A 20,047-nucleotide genomic window follows, 5' to 3' on the forward strand; every position below is an offset into this window, starting at 1 on the left:
GATGACTCCATGACAGCGATTAAGCGCAAAAAAATCACGATTGTGGGCGCCGGATTTACCGGCGCAACCACTGCTTTGATGATTGCCCAGAAAGAGCTTGGCGACGTGGTGCTGGTCGATATTCCGCAACTCGAAAACCCAACCAAAGGCAAAGCGCTTGATATGCTGGAAGCGAGTCCGGTGCAGGGGTTTGACAGTAGGATTACAGGCACTGCCGATTATGCAGAGACGGCACATTCTGATGTAGTGATTCTGACAGCAGGCATCGCCCGCAAGCCGGGTATGAGCCGCGACGATCTGGTGAATACAAACGCCGGCATTGTACGTTCCGTATGTGAACAGATCAAGCAGCATTCCCCAGAATCGACTGTGATTATTTTGAGTAATCCGGTGGATGCCATGACCTATGTTGCTTACCAGACCCTTGGCTTTCCGAAAAATCGTGTCATTGGACAATCCGGCGTACTGGATACAGCGCGGTACTGCACATTTATTGCCGAGGAATTGAATGTCTCGGTAGAGGATGTACGCGGCTTCGTGCTGGGTGGTCATGGGGACGATATGGTTCCTTTGGTCCGTTATTCCAGCGTAGGTGGGATTCCGATCGATACGTTGATTTCGAAAGAACGATTGGACGAGATTGTACAGCGTACCCGTGTGGGTGGCGGCGAGATCGTCAATCTGCTTGGTAACGGTAGCGCTTATTATGCTCCGGCAGCAGCACTGACGCAGATGACTGAGGCAGTGCTGAAGGACAAGAAGCGCATCCTGCCCGTTATTGCGTATCTGGAAGGCGAGTACGGCTATGATCATCTGTTCCTCGGTGTTCCTGCTATTTTGGGTGGGAACGGCATTGAACGCATTTTCGAGCTGGAACTGACTGAGGATGAACAATCCCAGTTGGATAAATCCGCCGATTCCGTACGTGATGTCATTCAAATTGTATCATCCTAAATGTAGCAGCCTTTTCTTGTATGTCCGTATGTGCGGATCATACGGGAAAAGGCTGTTTTCTTGTACATAGCACAGTACGAGTGTTTTTGCCTTTGTTACGATCTTAATAGATAGCATTTGTTATGGAATATGTACTTTGTAATGTACGATTGTAGGATTGGATGATGTTTACTATAGGATGTGATAGGTAGTTGGTGAAGACGAATCTGGATTTTTGGTAGTAATGCTATATTTTTCACATTGGATTGGGTAAAATAGGGATGAAGCCTGATTATACAGTCTCATGCGTCGGACAGTCGAATTACATACGGTGTTCATCATCGACTTGTGGCGGTATGGGGTTGATAGGAACAGGTTATTTGAATTTCATACAGATGGGGGAGAAGAATCAGTGATTGATTTTCTCGTATTTTTGCACATTCTAGGTGCATTATCGACAGGATTTTATTTGCTATTGCCGTTTATTGCTGGTAAATTGGCAAGCTGGGATGGATCATCGCAGTCCGGTGCGATCCATATCATCCGTGTTCTGAATCGTATTGCCCAGTTTGGTCTGGTTGTACAACTGCTGACTGGTGGCTACCTGATGACCAAAGGCGATTATTCGATTGCTTGGATGACGATTGTTGTTGTTCTGCTGCTGGCGATTGCCGCATTGGGCGGCATCATGGGCAAGCCGCTACGCTTGGCGCTGGTGGATATTCAGCAGAGCAAGGATATTGCCGCACATACTGGCAAAATTCGCTCGCTCGGTCTTGGACTGGCGGTATGTTTGTTGTTGATGAGCTTTTTCATGGTTTACCGTCATTTGATCTGATGCTTCATGGATCTGGTCTGTAGACAACAGCCTGTGGACAACAGATGGAATACCAAACCACGAATGATGAAAGATCAAACAATGAATATTGGAAGATCGAACATCGAATGTTGGAAGAACGAACAATGAATACGAAAAACCGCTTCTGTATATGGAGAGCGGTTTTTTGTATTTTGTTTTACATAAATGAAAGAAAGAGGAAGAAAAAAAGCAGCAACTTGTTTGAACACAGATTAGGGGTGGTAATAAAGCACCGTACCATCGTATGAGAACGTGATGATCATACGATATTGTCAGCATAGAGCTGAATCATTCGAGATGAGAGGGGAATATGAACATGTCCAACAGACCAGAACAATTACCTCCGCAGCATCAGGAAAAGCAACCCGGAATTGAAAAGGAAATGACACCGCGTCCGCAATTTAAGGCGCCGGAATATAAAGCCGCAGGCAAATTGGAAGGCAAAGCTGCCATTATTACAGGCGGCGATAGTGGGATTGGTCGCGCTGTGGCAGTGTATTTTGCCAAAGAAGGCGCTGACGTAGCCATCCTGTACAAAGATGAACACGAGGATGCAGAAGAAACCAAGGCACATGTGGAAAAAGAAGGTCGCAAATGTATTACCATTGCTGGTGACATTGGCGACGAAGCATTTGCCAAGCAAGCGGTTGATCAAGCGGTAGCTGAGCTTGGACAACTGGATATTCTAGTAAACAACGCCGCTGAGCAGCATGTTCAGAAGTCAATTGAAGACATCTCTGCTGAGCAACTGGAGCGCACGTTCCGCACGAATATTTTCGGAATGTTCTTTATTACAAAAGCAGCGATGCCTTACCTGAAAGAAGGCGCATCCATTATCAATTCCACTTCGGTCACTGCCTATCGCGGTCAACCGACGCTGATTGATTACTCGTCAACCAAAGGTGCGATTCTATCCTTTACACGCGCGTTGTCGATGAATGTGGCAGAAAAAGGCATTCGCGTCAATGGTGTAGCACCGGGTCCAATCTGGACACCACTGATTCCAGCTTCATTTGATGAAGAGGAAGTCGAGAAGTTTGGTCAATCTCAGCCGATGAAGCGCCCCGGACAACCGGAAGAACTGGCGCCAGCCTATGTGTATCTCGCTAGCACGGATTCGTCATATGTGAGTGGTCAGGTGATTCATGTAAACGGCGGCGAGGTTGTTAACGGTTAATGTTGGTAGGCTGAATGGATAAGCATAGTTTTGCAACATGAATACAAATCTTCTTTTAAAATAGAAGAAGCAAAAAAGAAAATCAAAGCAGCAATATTCAATACAAACAACCAATACAAGCTACGTTGAATAACACAAAAAGCCTGCACAGGATGCAGGCTTTTTGTGTTAGTGACCGTTTTGGAGTTGGGACTATTATTGTAGTCAGGAATATTTTTATTGTACGCGTAAGTGTAATCAGAGTGCGATACAAGTCTGTTGCTAGAAGCTAGCGTAGGCTTTGTTATATAAGTGATTTTACAAGATGTGATTAAGAGATTAATGAGAAGTTAGTAAAACGTTATTAAAACAGTTCCAGCTGCTCTACCGTGATTGGATTCAATTCTTCTGCTTCTACGCCATATTGTGCGAAAAATTGCCCGACCAGTCGGCGATGGCAATATCGGTGATCTTTGCAAAAGCAGATCAATACGACGTTCTGTCCGCGTAGCAGCCGTTTATATACATCTCGCAAAGCATGCAATTTCTCCTCACTGGTTAATTCTTGCTTGAATCGCCGTTCATACTCTGGCCACCAGCTATTGTCAGTAAGCTCTTTACGTTTATTCCATATAGTATGAAACAGGTCTGCTGAAGGAGATAAGGCGCGAACAACTTCAACATTGCTAATCTCCGCACCTGCCCGCGTAATAAGCAATCGATCAGCATCCGTGTTTAGCTTTTTCAATCCCGGCAAATTGGACGTGTACAGCTTACCCATTGGTTGGCGTGATGCGCCCATATAATTCCCTCCTTTTTACATATCAAACACGATTACCCACTTTTCCATCTACTCTAAAGATATGTTCCATTTTGGTCGAAAAAGATAAAGAGACCTATTTTCCGATAAGGATGGGAAATAATGAGATTATTAAAACAAATACTTACGCATCAGCTTCATAAAGGACAGCAGCAACTTCGCAAGGAAGATGGATTTTCACTGATCGAGGTGATGGCAGCGATCGTGATTTTGTCGGTCATTATTATGATGGGAATGACGTACTTTAGCAACTCGCTCTCCTATAATAAAACCAATGAAAATAAAACGGTAATGGTGAATTTGGCACGCAACGCGCTGGTTTATGCGGAGAAGCAGGATTTTGCTTCTTGGAAAAAATATTTGATTACCGACAACAAGGGTTCGATTACAGGTACATCCTGCACAAATAGCAGCGCATGCAGTCAGTACAGCTTTTTGGTGTCTAATTCCAGTCTGGATGTACTGGCACGCGTATTGAATCCGAATGTGAATGGTGTGCAGTACACCGTTACGATTCGCTATCAGCCTACATCTACGGTGGTGACAAGCACATCAACAGCGGCAACAGATATTCGCAATAATACGAGTTATTTGCTGCCGATTCAAGTCAGTGTGCAGGCAACGGGACGAAGCAATATCACCGGAACGAGTGTGGAGGGATATATTACCAATGAGACAATTCGTTGACCGGCTGCGTAGTCAGGATGGATTTTCGTTAGTGGAAGTGCTGGCTGCGCTTATCATTACTGGCATTATGGCGGGAGTCATTTACGGAGTAGCATTATTTGGATTTCGGAGTTATTACCAGATCAATACGGACAATCTACTTCGCTCCAACGGGGATATTTTGACCACTTCGATCATTACACAGATGTATAGCTTTGCGCCGGAGCGTGTACGTCAGATTACGAGTGGCGGTAATCCGGTCGGTATTCGGTTAGAGCGTGCTAGCCAAGCGTCCACAGCACAGCTGGGCGATATGGAGATGTCGGATATCTATATGTATGGCGGTGTGCTGTATATCGGTAATGTACAGCAGGTTGCCGCGGTAAACAAGGCGCTGTTATCGACCAATCTGGATCTACCAGCGACCAGTACACCGGGAGCGCTACTGCATGATGCGAATCGGGACGGCATTGATGATCTGGCAAGAGCGGTCGCGCTGCAAGGTCGCATTGTGTTGAACAACAGCTCTACCATTGCGATTCAATCGCCGGATGGCAGTACCTTTTATACGACTGGCATTATCAATGTATTGCTCAAGCTGTCTAGCGACAATCAAGGACAGAGCAAAGGCATTTCGCTGCAAAGCAGCTTTGGTTTCTAAGGCGTATCTAGCATATAGGAGAGGTTGGCTTCCACAATGGGGAGAAAGATGGCAAAACAACATCAACCGACAGATCAGCAACATCAGCAGGTTCCAGTCAGCCGCAGTATACTGAACAACTGGCGCAGCGAGCGTGGATCGGCACTGGTCATGGTCATGTTCGTGCTGCTGATTATGACCGTGCTCGGTCTGGCAGTGATGCGGGCGACGCTGACGGACGCGTTTATGACGGAGACACGCGAAAGTGATGTACAGAGTCTGCATCTGGCGCAAAAATCGCTTGATGAAGCGGTAGCGCTGATTGGCTCTCAGCTGAATCTAAGCGGCGATATTGATCCGGTAGCACTTGCTCAGAAGGTCAGTACCGTAAACAGCAATCTGCAAAATCTGGTAGTCGCCAACGCATCGGTGCCTGTGCCAAAGAACGGACAGAACTTTTCCCGACTAATCAGCGCTAACATAAAACAAGAGACTACCACCCGCTTCGTGTTCACCTTAACCGCCGAAGCAACCGTGAACAAAATTTCGCGCAAGCTTCAGCAAAAGGTAACAATCGACAGCTATCCAGAATTCCTAAGCTATGCGTTCGGGTCGGAAAATAACCTGATTCTGAACGGTGCGCCTAGTATTGTTGGCAACATCTATGCAGGCGGACTTCTGACGACAGATAACGTCGCTAATTATGAATATAAAGGGAAGCAGCTCACGACATCGACGACGTATCCACTGCTCAATGGCAACGCTTATGTACAATCGCTCGGCTCCATTATTCAGTCAGGTAGTCCCATTACCCAGCAGCCGCAAAATACCGAAAGTGCATTGCAAACTGCACTGAATATTCCCGTCGAAAATATAGTCATCAAAAATCGGCAAAAATTCGTACAGGTGAATTTGGATGATACATTTGTTGATAAGCTGGCGCAGGCAACTGGTATTGCCCGTGATACACTCAAAACGAAGTATGCTCAGACTGCTACCGATTCCACGGGTACCAAAAATGCAGGTACACTTATTGCATCAATCTTGAGCGATTCCGCGTACAGCAGCAGCACTACCTTTGACCGCCTAGATCTCAAACCAGTGGCTCTACCTGCCAATCCGACGGACGATCAGATTGCCGCAGCGCAAAAAGCGGAAGCGGAAAAGCAAACGAAAGTACAAGCAAGTCTGCCGCAGCTAACCAAATCGACCATCTTTGACGGTGATCTAACGCTGGATGGACAGACGCTGAATGCCGTCGTTTATCCAGAAAAAAGCAGCACAGTAACTGGTAGCGATGGCGTATCCACCTTTAACAAATGGTTTATCGTCAATGGCAATCTGAACATTATCAATACCGGCGATACTCCCATCAAAATTCAAGCTAATATGATCAGCACCGGGACTGTAACAATCAAAGGCAAAGTGACGATGGATTCCTCTTTATATGTAATGAAATCAGCAGCTTCCGGTTCGTATGCTACCGTCTTGGAAGATGCGATCATTACCGGCTTGAATGGCAAGGAAGTCGTGGTCATGTCCAAGGGCTCAATCTTATTAAACCGGTTTGACTCCTTCAACAATACACAGCCTGCACAGCTGACAGGTTTCTTTTATACCGATGCGCAGGCGACATTGTACGGTGTCGGTTCTAAATTTGCGCTCAATGGTGGTTTCTTTGCTAAAGGGGATCTGACTGTAAATGCAGTCAATGGAGCAGCATCGGCGGGCGAATCGACGATTTCCTTGTCCTCTCCATTTAATCGCAACGATAGTCGCTTTAAGGTGACATATAACGATAAGGTATACGCGCATCAAGGGCTAGGATTACCGCGTGTCAATCAGATTACCGTCAATGTCGGCAAGCTGCAATTGCTGCCACAGAGCGCGTCCTGAGATTGAGATACAATAAGATTAGAAATGCTTTAGCTTTAGGCAATGCAAAATAGTATACGATAAAAATAAAAGCCCGAAACGCTGTGAACTAGGCGTTTCGGGCTTTTTGTTCTAGGCAACTTTTAACTTTTACAAAGGCAACTCGAAGCAAGCAAAAGCCGGTACGCTTTGTGATACACGTACCGGCTTTCGTTTGGATTTGCCTGTTGATCTGTTGACATACCATTGGATCAGTAGCGATTACCGTCTTGGCTTGGACCGCTGCTATCACTCGTGTCGGTAATCGTAACGGTTGTGGACGCGCTGATGCTTGGATAACTGCTATAGGTTGCTGTAATGGTAGCTGTTCCTTTTTTGCGCGGTGTCAGTTGACCGGTACTTGTATTGAGCGTAATCAGATCCTTATTGCTGGTGCTGAACACGACATTTTTCCAAATATCCGCAGCTAGCTGTGCGTCGGGATCTTGACTGAACACAAGGTCTTGCTTGAGATTGTAGGCGGTCAGATTGCCGACCTTCAGGTTGTTGCGCGCGGTTTGTCCGCTAGCGAGAAAGTTTAGATTAACGGGATCAATCGTGATTGTCTTTTTGAGGACAGTGGTACCGTCGGTCACCGAAATGACGGATTGACCCGGTACAAGCGCACCCAAGACTAGCTGTGGTGAGCTAGTATCGGAAAGTAATTTCAAGGAGCCAGTTCCTTGATTTTGTACTGTCCATGTGACTTTGGCTGCATTGCTGGAAGCCATAGATGCCGACAGTGTAAGCACCTGTCCCATCGGGATGTTTGAAGCGCCATCCAGATTCAATTTGTCTGTAATTAGTACGGTATAGGTAGCTGTTTTGCCACCGCCCTGCACAGTGACTACTACGGTACCCGGCTTGTTTGGAGTCAATTGAATTGTGCTGCCAGTACCTGTAGACAGTGTTGCTGCTCCGCTTGGCGCACTGGATGTGATCGACCAGCGGTATTCGCTTGGTGCCATATTTGCCGGAGCGGCAGTGACATTTAGATTAATAGGAGCACTTCCTACTTGCGCTGTTGTTGGACCGCTAATCGTCAATAGAAGCGGATTGATAATCTCAATCGGGCGTTCTGCGGTATAAGTGCGTCCATTAAGCGTTGTAACCGTCGCTACCAGTGTCACCGTACCCGGCGAAGTGCCACGTACGATCACATTCCAAGGATTGGTAGTATCCGCCGTAAGGGTAGCTTTACTTTCATTCGGATCTTTAAATGACCATTTGACAGTAGCGGTATTGTTCAGCGGAGTCAGAACGGCGGTATACGTGCTCTGTTCGTTCATATTCATTGAAACAGGACCGTTCACCAGCAGCCCGGGCTGAATAACTGTAATCGTTGCGGTATAGGTAGCATTGCTGCCGTCGGTTGCTGTTACCGTAACACGAGCCGTTCCCGCACTGACAGCAGTGGCTGTTGCAGTTTCGCCGCTAGCACTTACCGTTAGAACTGCGGTATTGTCTGAGCTCCATTTCATGACTTTATTATTGGCATCTACTGGCAGCACGACTGGGAGTAGCGTCTTCTGATCGCCCACCAGCATAATATCATTCGGCAATGTGACCGAAGATACTTTGACAATCGATTGGAAGACGATATCTGGGAAGACAATGGTTGTCTTGGTGCCTGTATTGGAATCCGGCAGTGTAACATTGCCATTAAACAATGGAAGCCTTGCACCGCTTCCAGAACCGTTCATTGATGCGGCGATGAGCGTACCATCTATACTTCCGCCAAAGCTGACCGCAGCCTGCGGTGCTAGAATGGAGCCTTTGATACCAATATTATTCATATTCAGTGTAATTGCCTGCTTGAAGTTGAACAGCACCTGACTCGGATTGAGCGCATTGCCGTCGGTATCCTTGATATTCAATCCGCCGCTCATGGAAGGACTGAGTCCAGTGACATTGACGATAACGGTGGATGTTTTGGGTACTTGGATAGTCAAGGAATTGGTTAAACTAAGCGGAAGACTGGACACATTGAATACATTCAATGAGGCATCAGAGCCAGTCAATGTAATCCCACCCCATGTTTCCACTTTGGTAATACCATTGGGAGTCAATGCCGCTAATTGGGTAGATACCGTATTCAGCTTGGTAAATGCCGTATCAAAGTTGATCGGCTTTGCCTGTGTGGCTGTATAGTTTTTGTATTGTGGAGCAGTAAGGGTGCCGCCGTATACCGCAATCCCGTTTTGTACCGAACCGCCGCTGTCTACGTTCAAATTGCCGCCAGCGATCAGAACAGGCGTATTGCTCAGCGTATTGGTCAGCTTGCTGCCTACATTGAAGCCACCGCTCAGCGTTACATTACCGCCACCTGCCATTTTTCCTTCGCTAGAGAAGCCGGAGGCGTTCATACTGATATTCCCTTTAATGAAGAAATTGTACTCACCTGCGGCACCCAGCACATTGGTACCGTGAATATCATAGTATTGCAGTTTGGCATTCAGTAGACTGTAAGCCCCTTTGGTCGTTGGCGTGACCACCAATTGGAATTTGACCGGATCTACCTTATCTGGGGTATAGGCTTGAACGCCATTCGTTGTAGTCAAGCTATAAGCGATATCGTTATACGGCATCGTGAGTGTATACCCAGTCGCAAGCGTGCCAGTCACTACCATACCAGTTGGAAGCGAGGATCGGTCGATTTCCAGATTGGCAGGCAATGTCTCAGTGTATTGGATGCCGGATACCGCCATATGTGCGAAGCCTTGTTCTTCGCTGCTAACAGAGCTATAAGGAATAGTCTGTGGAGTGACGGAATATTGTAAGGTGACAGGTTTACCGCTTTCAGCAGTGTTGGTTGTAGTATCAACACCAGAAATGATTTTGCGTTCGGTTAGCAAATTCGCTTTGGCTGGGTCGATCGTCAGGTTGACCGTTTTGGTCGTGATCGCTCCTTGTTTGTCGCGCACAGTGATTTCAATTTGCAGTGCGCCGCCTTGAGGTAGCGGATTGGTAAACGTCTGGCTGATCGTTTGACCAGTGACGACCGTTTTTTCGGGAATTTCTAGATCAGGCAAATACGCGCCATTGGATTTGAATTTGACGCTAGTGTAGAGCGTACGGTCTTTCAAATCCCAGTCGTTCGGCGTATAGCTCAAAACGAGATCACGCAAATAGGATGGTTTACTACTGCTATCCAGTGGTGCTACGACACTAATATCCGGCGCATGGTTGGAGCCGATAAAGGCGCGGTACATCGTATTGACGAACAGCTTTTGCTCCCATTCTGGGAACTGACTGTTCGTATGACCAGTACCGGAATAGGTGACATTGCCATTGGAATACGTATAGTAATGATTCCAGCTATCCTGAGCATCTCGGCTACTGCCCGTAATGTTGTACCACGATACAATATTCTGATCTTCCAGATTGAGTGTGAAATACTGGTCATGCGTTGTATTGATCTGACCGACACTGCCGACCGACGGCTTGGCAGTTAGGTCGAATGGATACGTAGTCAGCAAACCTGTATTAACGACCTGTGTGGAGGTGGAAGGATTGACCGCATTCAGACCGATATTTGTTTTGGGAGCGATTTGACCAGACAGCTGCTGAAACGCATCGATCCACGGTTTTGTTTTGGCACTTTGGTATGTCGATTCATAGATGGTATCATGCGTGAACATAACCGCTTGACCAGAAGCGATAAAGTTCTTGATTGCTTTGGTCGAATCGTCGGTGAGTGTGGCATACAAATTGTATTCATCACGAAAACCGAAGATCAGCATATCGTAGCTACCGTTCAGATTTTTATAGGTGGTGGTTGCAAACTCCGGCATCTGCACGGTCGTAATATTTAGCTGATAATCAGTTCCAGCAAGATACGTCTGTACCATATTGGTCGATTTCAGTAGACTGCTGTTGGTATTGTCTGACGGCATGACCTGTAATACACGAACGACGGTTTTCTCATCCTGATAACGGATCACGCCAGTAGTATACGTGGATAATGCACTACCAGACTGTGCGTTAACAATTTCCAATTTCCAATATAGCAAACCGGAATATGCCTTAGGCAGCGCATAGCTAAGCGTACCGGCGGAATCGGTCAGAACCGTACTGGCAACAAGATTATCACTATCCGTCTGAAGCACCTTGTCGACACTGAGGTACAGATTGGCGTGTACATTGCCCGAGCTGTAATTAGAAATATTGTCAGTTGTAAAGGCGAATTTCAATTGATCGCCAAGCTTGTAGATATTCGTTTTGGTTGTATTGTAGTCAATCGGCGAGCTAATCATCGTCGTCTGTGGACGCTGTGTTAATAGCTTGTACAGACTGGAGCTGGTGCTCTTGATCTGTGTAACGACCGCTGGCAGCGTCGTATCATTGACAAACGTTACATTGCTTACTTTGCCTGCCGTGGTGCTGTATTTGGCAAATGTGGTGTACAGAATACGCTGGTCAGCGGCAGCTTTGCTCGTATTGGCAGTCTGACTCAGAATGGACTCATGCAAAATGACCGGCAGCCCTTTGCCGATATAGTTATTCACAATATCGTCCGCTTTTAGATGTGTAATATCATTCATAACAGCGGCGGTATTATGATCCTGTCCGCTTACACCGGCGGTGCTGTATGTTCCTTTACCAATATAGATTGCATCATACTTGCCGCTCAAATCCTCGCGGAGTGCAACAAATTGCTTCATTCGCATCGTGGTAACGGTCACGTTGGATGTTCCTTGTAGCTGCGTGCTCAGCGCAAAATCCCCATTATCGTTAATCTCCAAAATCTTAATGGCATAAGGAGTGGATGCTCCTGCCATTAGTTGAAATAAGGGGATACTAACTACGCATAACAGGGCGGCAATCAGCATAAATCTTACTTTTTTGAACGTCATGGGTGGGCGCCTCCAGCACTTTTACTTCGTATAGGATCATTGGTGATCGTCTTCTAATATATACAGTAGATACGTAATGAATATATCGGCGGAAAGAGCTGGATAATGAACGATTTATACATATTATTTCCCAATTATTATATGACGAAAAAAGCGTCTAATCTCATATATGGCGCTGAATATTCCGATATGAAAAACATATTAACTTATAATGCTTCTTACAGTTAGCAAGCTCGGAAAAGATTGTATAAAACTTTTAAATAAGCTATAAACTACCATCCTGTTTTGCCGATAATGTTACTATAATATCCTGATTCTTCCATTTTATTCTGGAGATGAATAACAACATGAAGATTATGAAAAAGAAGCTGGGGGACCTGCTGTACGAAAATGGTCTGATCTCTCAGGAGCAATTGAATCAGGCATTGGAAGAACAGCGAAGTTCTAAGCGTAAGCTAGGCGATGTGCTGCTGGCACAGGGCTACATTACCGAGCAGCAGCTAATCGAGGTACTGGAATTTCAGTTAGGTATTCCGCATGTGAATCTATTCAAATATCAGATTGATTCAGCGGTCACACAGATTATTCCAGAAAGTATGGCGAAGCGTTATCAAGTGCTGCCCTTTATGAAGGAAGGCAGCAAGCTGTTCGTAGCGATGGCTGATCCACTGGACTATTTTGCGATTGAAGATTTGCGCATGAGTACGGGGTTCCGCATTGAACCGGCGATTTCGAGTCGGGATGAGCTACAGCGGGCAATTGCTCATTATTATGGACTGCGCGATTCAATGAGTCAGATGATGGGGGAACTGCCGACAACTGAGGAGATTGAGGAAACGGAAATTACCGATGAATCCTCACCAGTGGTACGGCTGGTCAATCAGATGATTCAGCAAGCAGCGCATCTGCGTGCTTCCGATATTCACATTGATCCGAATGAAAATGATGTTGTGATTCGCTATCGGATTGACGGACAGCTACGCACCGAACGTCATCTGCCAAAGCAGATGCAGGGCTTTATTACCGCCCGTTTAAAAATTATGGCGAAGCTGAATATCGCGGAACGCCGGTTGCCTCAGGATGGACGGATCAAATTGCAGGTCGATCTGAAAATGATTGATATTCGTGTTTCGTCCCTACCGACGATGCACGGTGAGAAGATCGTTATGCGTCTACTCGATCTGAGTACCGGGGTGAAGCCGATTGATCAGCTTGGCTTCAATACTCACAATGCAGACGCATTTCGCGAAATGATTCAGCAGCCGTATGGCATTTTGCTGATTACCGGTCCGACCGGTAGCGGAAAGACGACCACGCTGTACTCGGCACTGAATGTGCTGAATGTGGAGACGTCCAATATCATTACCGTCGAAGATCCGGTGGAGTACCAGTTGGAGGGAGTCAATCAGGTACAGGTCAATCCGGGGATTGGTTTAACTTTTGCATCTGGCTTACGTTCGATTTTGCGTCAGGACCCGAACATCATCATGGTGGGGGAAATTCGGGATAACGAAACGGCGGAAATCGCCATTCGTGCCTCATTGACTGGTCACCTTGTCTTATCCACACTGCATACGAATGATGCGGTGAGTACCGTGATGCGTTTGCAGGACATGGGCGTGGAATCGTATCTGATCGCCTCGTCGTTGCTTGGGATTGTGTCTCAGCGTCTCGTTCGCCGCGTATGCCCTGATTGTCGTCAGCATTACGAGCCGACGGAACAGGAAGCGGTCTTGCTGCAAAGCCGAGGCATTCCAACCGATCGATTACAACGTGGTAAAGGCTGCGGGAACTGTAACCATACCGGTTATCGCGGTCGGGTGGCGATTCATGAAGTACTGAAGATTGATCAGCATATGCGTGAAATTATTTCTCAAGAAGCATCGCTGGAAACGATTCGTAACGCTGCCGCTGAACAGCAGATGATTACGTTGATGGAAGACGGCTTACGCAAAGTAGGCGAAGGCGTAACGACCCTACAGGAAGTGATGCGTGAAACAGTCTCCTATTAATTGCAAGAAAATCTCTATCATGGCGAATACTCTAGGCAATACCATGTTTGAAGCCGGCAAGAGACAGGGGGAATGAAGTAATGAACGATACACACCCGGATATCCGGCAGATGCTGACCGATATGGTACGATTGGAAGCTTCCGATCTGCATCTGTCCGCCGGTTCTCCGCCGGTGATGCGTGTGAACGGGAAGCTGGATGCCCGCTCCAAAGAACCGCTAACCGGTGAACAGATTGGGCAGATGGCGCTGCAACTGCTTGGCGATGACCGATACGCTCATTTTCAACAAACGGGCGATATGGACTTTTCATATGCCGTAGAGAACAGCGCACGCTACCGAATCAATATATTCCGGCAAAAGGGAGCGGTCAGCATCGCCGCTCGCCGCATTACCAATGAAATTCCGACGCTAGAGCAGCTTGGATTGCCGCCGCTGTTAAAAGGTCTGACCGAGCGTCATCAAGGCTTAATTCTCGTAACAGGTCCGACTGGTAGTGGTAAATCCTCCACTCTTGCCGCGATGATCGGTTCTATCAATAACCGTCAATCCAGACACATCGTAACACTGGAAGATCCGATTGAGTATGTGCATACGCATAAGCGTTCACTGATCAATCAGCGGGAGGTGGGGAGTGATACCGCGAGCTTTGCCAGTGGAATCCGTTCTGCGCTTCGGCAGGACCCGGATGTGCTGCTCGTCGGTGAGATGCGCGACTTGGAAACAATCGCCGCCGCCGTAACTGCTGCTGAAACGGGGCATCTGGTGCTGGCAACGCTGCATACGAGTGATGCTCCGCAGACTGTGGATCGGATCATTGATGTGTTCCCTGCCCATCAGCAAGGACAGATTCGGATTCAACTGGCAGCGGTACTCACCGCGATTATCTCGCAGCGGCTGTTGCCGACGCTGGATGGCATGGGACGGGCGTGTGCGACCGAGATTCTGGTTAACACACCGGCGATTGCCAATCTAATCCGTACCGAGAAGACGCACCAGATTCGCAGCATGATGCAAACCGGCAAGCAGCAGGGTATGCACACGCTGGAGATGAGTATTCGTGATCTGATGCAATACGGCAAGATTGATCCGGCAATCGGTCGTCTATACGTGCCGGAGGTGAGCGTCTGATGAAGCAGTTTCAATATCAGGTTCGCACCGTCAATGGTAAGGAATTAAAAGGCACGCTGAGCGCTTCCGACAAAACGGCAGCGCTGGAGGAATTACGGCGCCGTGGCTTGACCGTATTTTCACTAGAAGAGAAGCGCATTACGCTGCTCACCAAGGACATTTATATTGGTAATCCGGTCAAAACGCTCGACTTTATCGTCTATTGTCGCCAGTTTGCCACCTTGATCAAAGCGGGCGTGACAATTCTGGATGCGACCCGTATTCTAGCGGAGCAGACGGAGAGCAAGGTGCTACGCAAAGCGTTGCAGGATGTACACTCAAGGCTAATGCGCGGGGTGTCGCTATCGCAAGCAATTCAGGATCAGCAAAAGATTTTTCCACGTCTCTTTATCAGCATGATCCGCGCGGGCGAAGAGTCCGGCGATCTGGAACATACGCTGGAGCGACTAGCCGTTTATTTTGAAAAGCGACATGTCACCAAAGAGAAGATCAAATCCGCACTCGCTTATCCGGTGACCGTCGGTATTCTAGCGGTAGTAGTTACAATCTATCTGTTGTGGGCGATTGTGCCACAGTTTGTCGATATGTTCGCTTCCATGAATGCCAAGCTGCCGACGATTACCGTCGTCGTGTTGGCACTCAGTAAAAGTATTCAGCATCAATGGTACATCTGGGCACTTGTTCTACTATTGTTGATTATCGGCTTTGTGCTGATGAAGCGTTCGGACAAAGGTGCTTACTGGATCGATTATGCCAAACTGAAAATGCCAGTCTTCGGCATGCTAAATCAGAAAGGCTCGATCGCTCAGTTTGCCCGTACCTTCTCGTCCCTCTATGCCAGCTCAGTTCCCGTATTGCAATCGCTATCGATTGTGACGGAGGTAGCAGGGAATCGCGTGATTGAGCGGTATTTGAACGAAGCCAGTGAATCGCTGCGCAAAGGACAACCGCTGTCCGATCCGCTTAAAAAGGCATGGGTATTCCCGCCGATGGTCACACAAATGATCGCTATCGGCGAAGAAACCGGTGCACTGGATCAGATGCTTGCCAAAGTCGCTGACTTTTACGAGATGGATGTGGAAAATACCGTTGACCGTCTCAAATCACTGATTGAACCGTTGTTGATTGTCTTTCTGGCAGCCGTCGTAGGCATTATCGTTGCAGCCATTATGCTGCCGATGTTTAGCCTTTATAACTCGCTATAATCGTCAAACGATGATATAGATGCATTACCATTCAAATTCATTCATTGGGGGAAATACAATGTTGAGCACAAACTTGAAAGCATTTGGTAAAAAAGGATTCAAAGCACTGGGTAAAGACGAAAAAGGATTCACACTGATTGAGCTTTTGGCAGTTATCGTTATCCTCGGCATTATCGCAGTTATCGCCGTACCGTTGATTGGTAATATCATCAATAAATCAAGAACAGATGCTGACGTAAACACCGCTTCTCAAGTGTATGGTGCCGCTCGTATGTATGTTATCAATCAAAACAATGGTGATTTCACTAGTCAAACTGTAACTGTTGCTCAAATGCAAACAGGTAACTTCTTGGATGCTACACTGGTATTGCCAAGTACTAAGAAAGCAATTGATGCGACGAACTCTAAAGTTACTTTTGATGCCAATGGTAAATTGGCTAGTGTTGTTCTAGTAGATGCAAGCTCGCCAGTAGTAACAAAAACGTATACCGCTGCGGAAGTACTTGCTGTCACTAAATCTTCTTAACTGAAATCAACAGGTATGTAATTTCACAGGTTGAGCTATTCATTATCGAACCAAAGCGAAAGCTACCACAGGAACCGGAACACGACTCCGGTTCCTGTTTAAATTCTGCAATAGGAAAGTGAACGTGAACCGCAATGACAATACTGATCGGAATCTATATGCTCATTCTTGGTATGGTACTGGGGTCTTTTTATAATGTCGTCGCTCTGCGTGTTCCAGCAGGGGAGTCGGTCATTCATCCGCCTTCGCGCTGTCCGCACTGCGGTACACGACTGACGGCTGCCGATATGGTGCCTGTATTCAGCTACATTTGGAGCAGGGGGCGCTGTCGTCACTGTGAGGCACCGGTATCGATGCTATATCCGGCAGGCGAAGCTATCACTGGACTGCTATTTCTGTGGATGTATCTGGAATATGGCTGGAGTATGGATACACTGACTGGACTGGTGCTGATCAGTTTATCAGTCATTATTACTATAGCCGATATACATGTCATGAAGATTCCGAACTGGATTTTGCTGTTCTTTTTGCCGATTCTGGTAGTACTGGTATTGCTGTTCCCGTTCACCTCATTATGGAGCCACCTCGCAGGCGGGATTGGCGGTGGACTGATTTTGCTCATTGCGGCGCTAGCTAGTCGCGGCGGTATGGGTATGGGAGACATCAAATTATTTGCGTTATATGGTTGGGTGCTAGGCTTGTCTAGTATGCTGGTCGCGCTTTTTACAGGTTGTCTGCTGGGCTTGATCGCCGGGCTCATTCTACGCTCCATTGGCAAAAATGGCAAACAGCAGCCGATTCCATTCGGTCCCTTTCTAGCTGCTGGTACACTGATCGCCTACGTATACGGACCATCCATTATCAGCGGGTATCTCTCGCTGTTCGCATAGGAGGAAAGCATCGCATATGCTGCAATTCAAATCATCGACACATGCAGGTCTATCGATCGAACAAACCGGTATCCGCTATGTTTCCCTAAAAAAGAAAAAGCAGTGGGAGTTAGAGCAGAAACGGTTTCTCCCGCTGCCCGCTGGTGTTATCGTCGAAAACCAAATCGAAGATGAAGAAACACTACGTCAGCTGCTGCGCGGCTGGATTGCAAAGGAAGGGCTAAAGGGCAAATCAGTATCCTTATCCATTCCGCCGTCTCGCATTCTCGTGCGCACGATGAGCATTCCAGTTTCATCTGTCAAACAAGCGGCACAGCTCGTTCAGCTTGAAGTGGAAACAGGCATGCACCTTCCCTTTGAAGACCCAGTATATGATTATATTGTGACGGGTACGGATGCAGACGAAGCGCATTTGCTCGTATTTGCTGCGCCCAGTCAGATGGTTAAGAGCTATGTACAGCTATTGGAACAAGCTGGTATGCGCGTTGCGTCCGTAGAGATGGCGACCACCTCATTGGCACGCGCTGTCATGATGGAGCAGAATTTGCAGTTTGCGGAAACGATGCTGCTGCAAATTAATGGTCGTGTACTGGATATGTACATGTTCCGCTCCGGTCATCCGGTATTTATGCGGACGATTACATTGGCACTGCCAGAAAATGATTATTACAGCGAAGAGGAACATCGCCATTTAACCGAGGAAAGTCTCGGCGATATTACAGCCGAGATTTTGCGCATGCTGAACTTTTATCAGTATAGTCTGCATGACGGATCGGTGCGGATTGAGAATATTGTCGTTACTGGCTCCGACCGTGAGCGTGCATTGCTGGAAATGGGCTTGAATGATGCGCTAACCGATCTGCAATTGTCGAATGTGGACTTTCAATCGGGCAATGGTGCCTTTCGTAGAGACGCCGAACTAAACGATTATCGGATGGCAGTGGGTGCCGCCCTGAGCCGTGAAGGACAGCAAACGATCAATCTGCTGCCACGTACAGAGCGGAGCAAGCAGCAAAGCTCCTATGTATTGATTGGCGCAGCGGCAATCTGGGTGTTGCTGATGGGATTGACGCTGTTTGGTTATTTTGATTATCATGCGCGAATCAATGCTCAAGAGCAGCAAATTCAGCAATTAACAGATGAAAATACGACGGCACAACTTGAACTGAACAAGCTAAGCGGTAATGGCGGAAGCGGCGGTTCCAGTGCACAAGCGATCATGAATGCTGTGATCCAGTACAAAATGGACGTTGTGAACGTGCTTGGTCAGCTGCGCAGTGCCTTGCCCGCAGGCGGTGCGATGCGCAATATTGCTTTTGATCGCAGTAGCAATATTCAGTTGACAGTCAATGTGCGTACATTGGCTGACGCTTCGGCATATTTGCTCAAACTGCGCGGCATGTCTTTTGCGAATGGCGTAGATATTAATACAGCATCCCGCGACAATACCGCAGCAGCGAACTCCACCAGTGTCGTGCCGCTGCAACTGTATTCTGTCGTCTATACGATCCATTTACAATCTCCTGCCACGGCGCAGAATGGTACTGCCAATCCAACAGGCACGACCACATCGGATACATCCGCAACATCGCCAACATCAAGCACAACACCAGCGTCAAGCACATCGTCAACATCCCAGCAGGGAACAACAGGTACAACGATAACTGGAACGGAGGGCTCTAATGGAACAGCTAACTAAATCACGTCCTGCTCTGCTGCTCGGTCTGTCCCTGCTGTTTCTGATTCTGCTAGCTGTGTACATGCTTGGTGTGCGTCCACTGAGCGAACGATCTGTACAATACGATCAGAATATTGCTCAGATGCAGGAAGAAACAGCCCTGTTACAGCAAAAGGTCATTGAACTGAAAAGCAACTCCGCTAGTCAAGACACCGTCGAGCAAGCCGTTCCGTCTACGGACCAAAGTGAGCAATTGCTATTGTCCTTGCAGCAGGTTGCACAAAAAAGCAACGCCCGCCTGACGAACATTGCGTTTGCGACCAAAAATGCAGCAACCGAGACGACCACATCGCCTGATGCTCAATCGCTGCAAATTCCAGGTGGTCAGCTTCAAATGAGCGCGCAAATCGAAGGCGGCTACACCGAGATCAAAAACTGGCTGCGTGAACTGCAAAAACTCCCACGGCTGATTACGGTCGATTCCTTCAGCTTTGACGAACCATACAAAGCATCCAAAGCGACTCCGTTCATCACAGCCAAAGTCGTCTTTACCGCCTATTACACGCAATAAAAAGAAACACCACACTTCTAATTTCACAACTCCATCAAGCCCAGCGGATCAACTTCCGAAGGGCTTTTTTGTTGCTGCGATCTGCGGAGGTATAATCCTACCAAATATGCCATTGCAAAAGGTTCGTGCCGTTGTAAGGAAGCATATTCGCTTGGTCTCTTTTTGAAGTGATTTTGCCTCCTATGAACATT

Annotated in this window: 15 protein-coding genes; 13 read left to right on the forward strand and 2 right to left on the reverse strand. The window is 47.4% G+C overall.

The genetic code is table 11. The features are described from left to right. Nucleotides 1-9: 9 nt before the first annotated feature. From mdh to ABXR35_RS03680, 3 genes are all read left to right on the forward strand, one after another. Complete coding sequence (mdh, locus tag ABXR35_RS03670) at nucleotides 10-954, forward strand: malate dehydrogenase (protein ID WP_367055587.1); 945 nt, start codon at nucleotides 10-12, stop codon at nucleotides 952-954. Between the two features lie 391 nt (nucleotides 955-1,345). After that, a complete protein-coding gene (locus tag ABXR35_RS03675) occupies nucleotides 1,346-1,771 on the forward strand; it encodes a hypothetical protein (protein WP_367055590.1) in 426 nt (141 codons plus the stop codon). A 331-nt stretch (nucleotides 1,772-2,102) separates the two neighbouring features. Then, nucleotides 2,103-2,969, forward strand: coding sequence for an SDR family oxidoreductase (locus ABXR35_RS03680; protein WP_367055593.1), 867 nt, complete (start codon nucleotides 2,103-2,105; stop codon nucleotides 2,967-2,969). Nucleotides 2,970-3,312: 343 nt separating this feature from the next. On the opposite strand, the gene ABXR35_RS03685 is transcribed toward ABXR35_RS03680, so the two are convergent. Continuing rightward, a complete protein-coding gene (locus tag ABXR35_RS03685; RefSeq protein ID WP_367055595.1) occupies nucleotides 3,313-3,750 on the reverse strand; it encodes a DUF488 family protein, N3 subclade in 438 nt (145 codons plus the stop codon). Nucleotides 3,751-3,870: 120 nt separating this feature from the next. On the opposite strand from ABXR35_RS03685, the gene ABXR35_RS03690 reads away from it, so the two are divergent. The 3 genes from ABXR35_RS03690 to ABXR35_RS03700 are packed head-to-tail and all read left to right on the forward strand — an operon-like array spanning nucleotide 3,871 to nucleotide 6,970. Then, nucleotides 3,871-4,455, forward strand: coding sequence for a type IV pilus modification PilV family protein (locus ABXR35_RS03690; protein WP_367055598.1), 585 nt, complete (start codon nucleotides 3,871-3,873; stop codon nucleotides 4,453-4,455). Then, nucleotides 4,439-5,095: a prepilin-type N-terminal cleavage/methylation domain-containing protein gene (locus ABXR35_RS03695; RefSeq protein WP_367055601.1), complete on the forward strand. Its 657-nt coding sequence runs from the start codon at nucleotides 4,439-4,441 to the stop codon at nucleotides 5,093-5,095. The genes ABXR35_RS03690 and ABXR35_RS03695 overlap by 17 nt, the downstream gene beginning before the upstream one ends. A gap of 48 nt (nucleotides 5,096-5,143) precedes the next feature. After that, the gene (locus tag ABXR35_RS03700) at nucleotides 5,144-6,970 is read left to right on the forward strand and encodes a pilus assembly PilX family protein (RefSeq protein WP_367055603.1); all 1,827 of its coding nucleotides are present in this window, start codon (nucleotides 5,144-5,146) and stop codon (nucleotides 6,968-6,970) included. A 230-nt stretch (nucleotides 6,971-7,200) separates the two neighbouring features. Here the strand turns inward: ABXR35_RS03700 and ABXR35_RS03705 are convergent, their stop codons facing one another. Next, nucleotides 7,201-11,844, reverse strand: coding sequence for a DUF5057 domain-containing protein (locus ABXR35_RS03705; RefSeq protein WP_367055605.1), 4,644 nt, complete (start codon nucleotides 11,842-11,844; stop codon nucleotides 7,201-7,203). 347 nt (nucleotides 11,845-12,191) lie between these two features. Here ABXR35_RS03705 and ABXR35_RS03710 point away from each other — a divergent pair, with 347 nt between their 5' ends. The 7 genes from ABXR35_RS03710 (at nucleotide 12,192) to ABXR35_RS03740 (ending at nucleotide 19,856) form a co-directional block, all read left to right on the forward strand. Beyond that, nucleotides 12,192-13,856 carry a GspE/PulE family protein gene (locus ABXR35_RS03710; RefSeq protein WP_367055608.1) on the forward strand — a complete coding sequence of 555 codons (1,665 nt, stop codon included), beginning with the start codon at nucleotides 12,192-12,194 and terminating at the stop codon, nucleotides 13,854-13,856. Between the two features lie 80 nt (nucleotides 13,857-13,936). Next, nucleotides 13,937-14,986, forward strand: coding sequence for a type IV pilus twitching motility protein PilT (locus tag ABXR35_RS03715; protein ID WP_367055611.1), 1,050 nt, complete (start codon nucleotides 13,937-13,939; stop codon nucleotides 14,984-14,986). Beyond that, nucleotides 14,986-16,191, forward strand: a complete 1,206-nt coding sequence (locus tag ABXR35_RS03720) for a type II secretion system F family protein (protein ID WP_367055614.1) — start codon at nucleotides 14,986-14,988, stop codon at nucleotides 16,189-16,191. Before ABXR35_RS03715 ends, ABXR35_RS03720 begins: the two co-directional genes overlap by 1 nt. Nucleotides 16,192-16,249: 58 nt before the next feature. Next, a complete protein-coding gene (locus ABXR35_RS03725) occupies nucleotides 16,250-16,717 on the forward strand; it encodes a type II secretion system protein (protein ID WP_367055617.1) in 468 nt (155 codons plus the stop codon). Between the two features lie 134 nt (nucleotides 16,718-16,851). Beyond that, entirely contained in the window at nucleotides 16,852-17,607 is a 756-nt protein-coding gene (locus tag ABXR35_RS03730) for a prepilin peptidase (protein WP_367055620.1), read from the forward strand. A gap of 16 nt (nucleotides 17,608-17,623) precedes the next feature. Continuing rightward, nucleotides 17,624-19,306 (forward strand): pilus assembly protein PilM, encoded by a 1,683-nt coding sequence (pilM, locus tag ABXR35_RS03735; protein WP_367055623.1) that lies wholly within the window; start codon nucleotides 17,624-17,626, stop codon nucleotides 19,304-19,306. After that, nucleotides 19,290-19,856: a type 4a pilus biogenesis protein PilO gene (locus tag ABXR35_RS03740; RefSeq protein WP_367055626.1), complete on the forward strand. Its 567-nt coding sequence runs from the start codon at nucleotides 19,290-19,292 to the stop codon at nucleotides 19,854-19,856. Before pilM ends, ABXR35_RS03740 begins: the two co-directional genes overlap by 17 nt. Nucleotides 19,857-20,047 lie beyond the last annotated feature (191 nt).

The sequence above is a fragment of the Paenibacillus sp. JQZ6Y-1 genome (assembly GCF_040719145.1).
GTDB classification, from domain to species: domain Bacteria; phylum Bacillota; class Bacilli; order Paenibacillales; family Paenibacillaceae; genus Saccharibacillus; species Saccharibacillus kandeliae.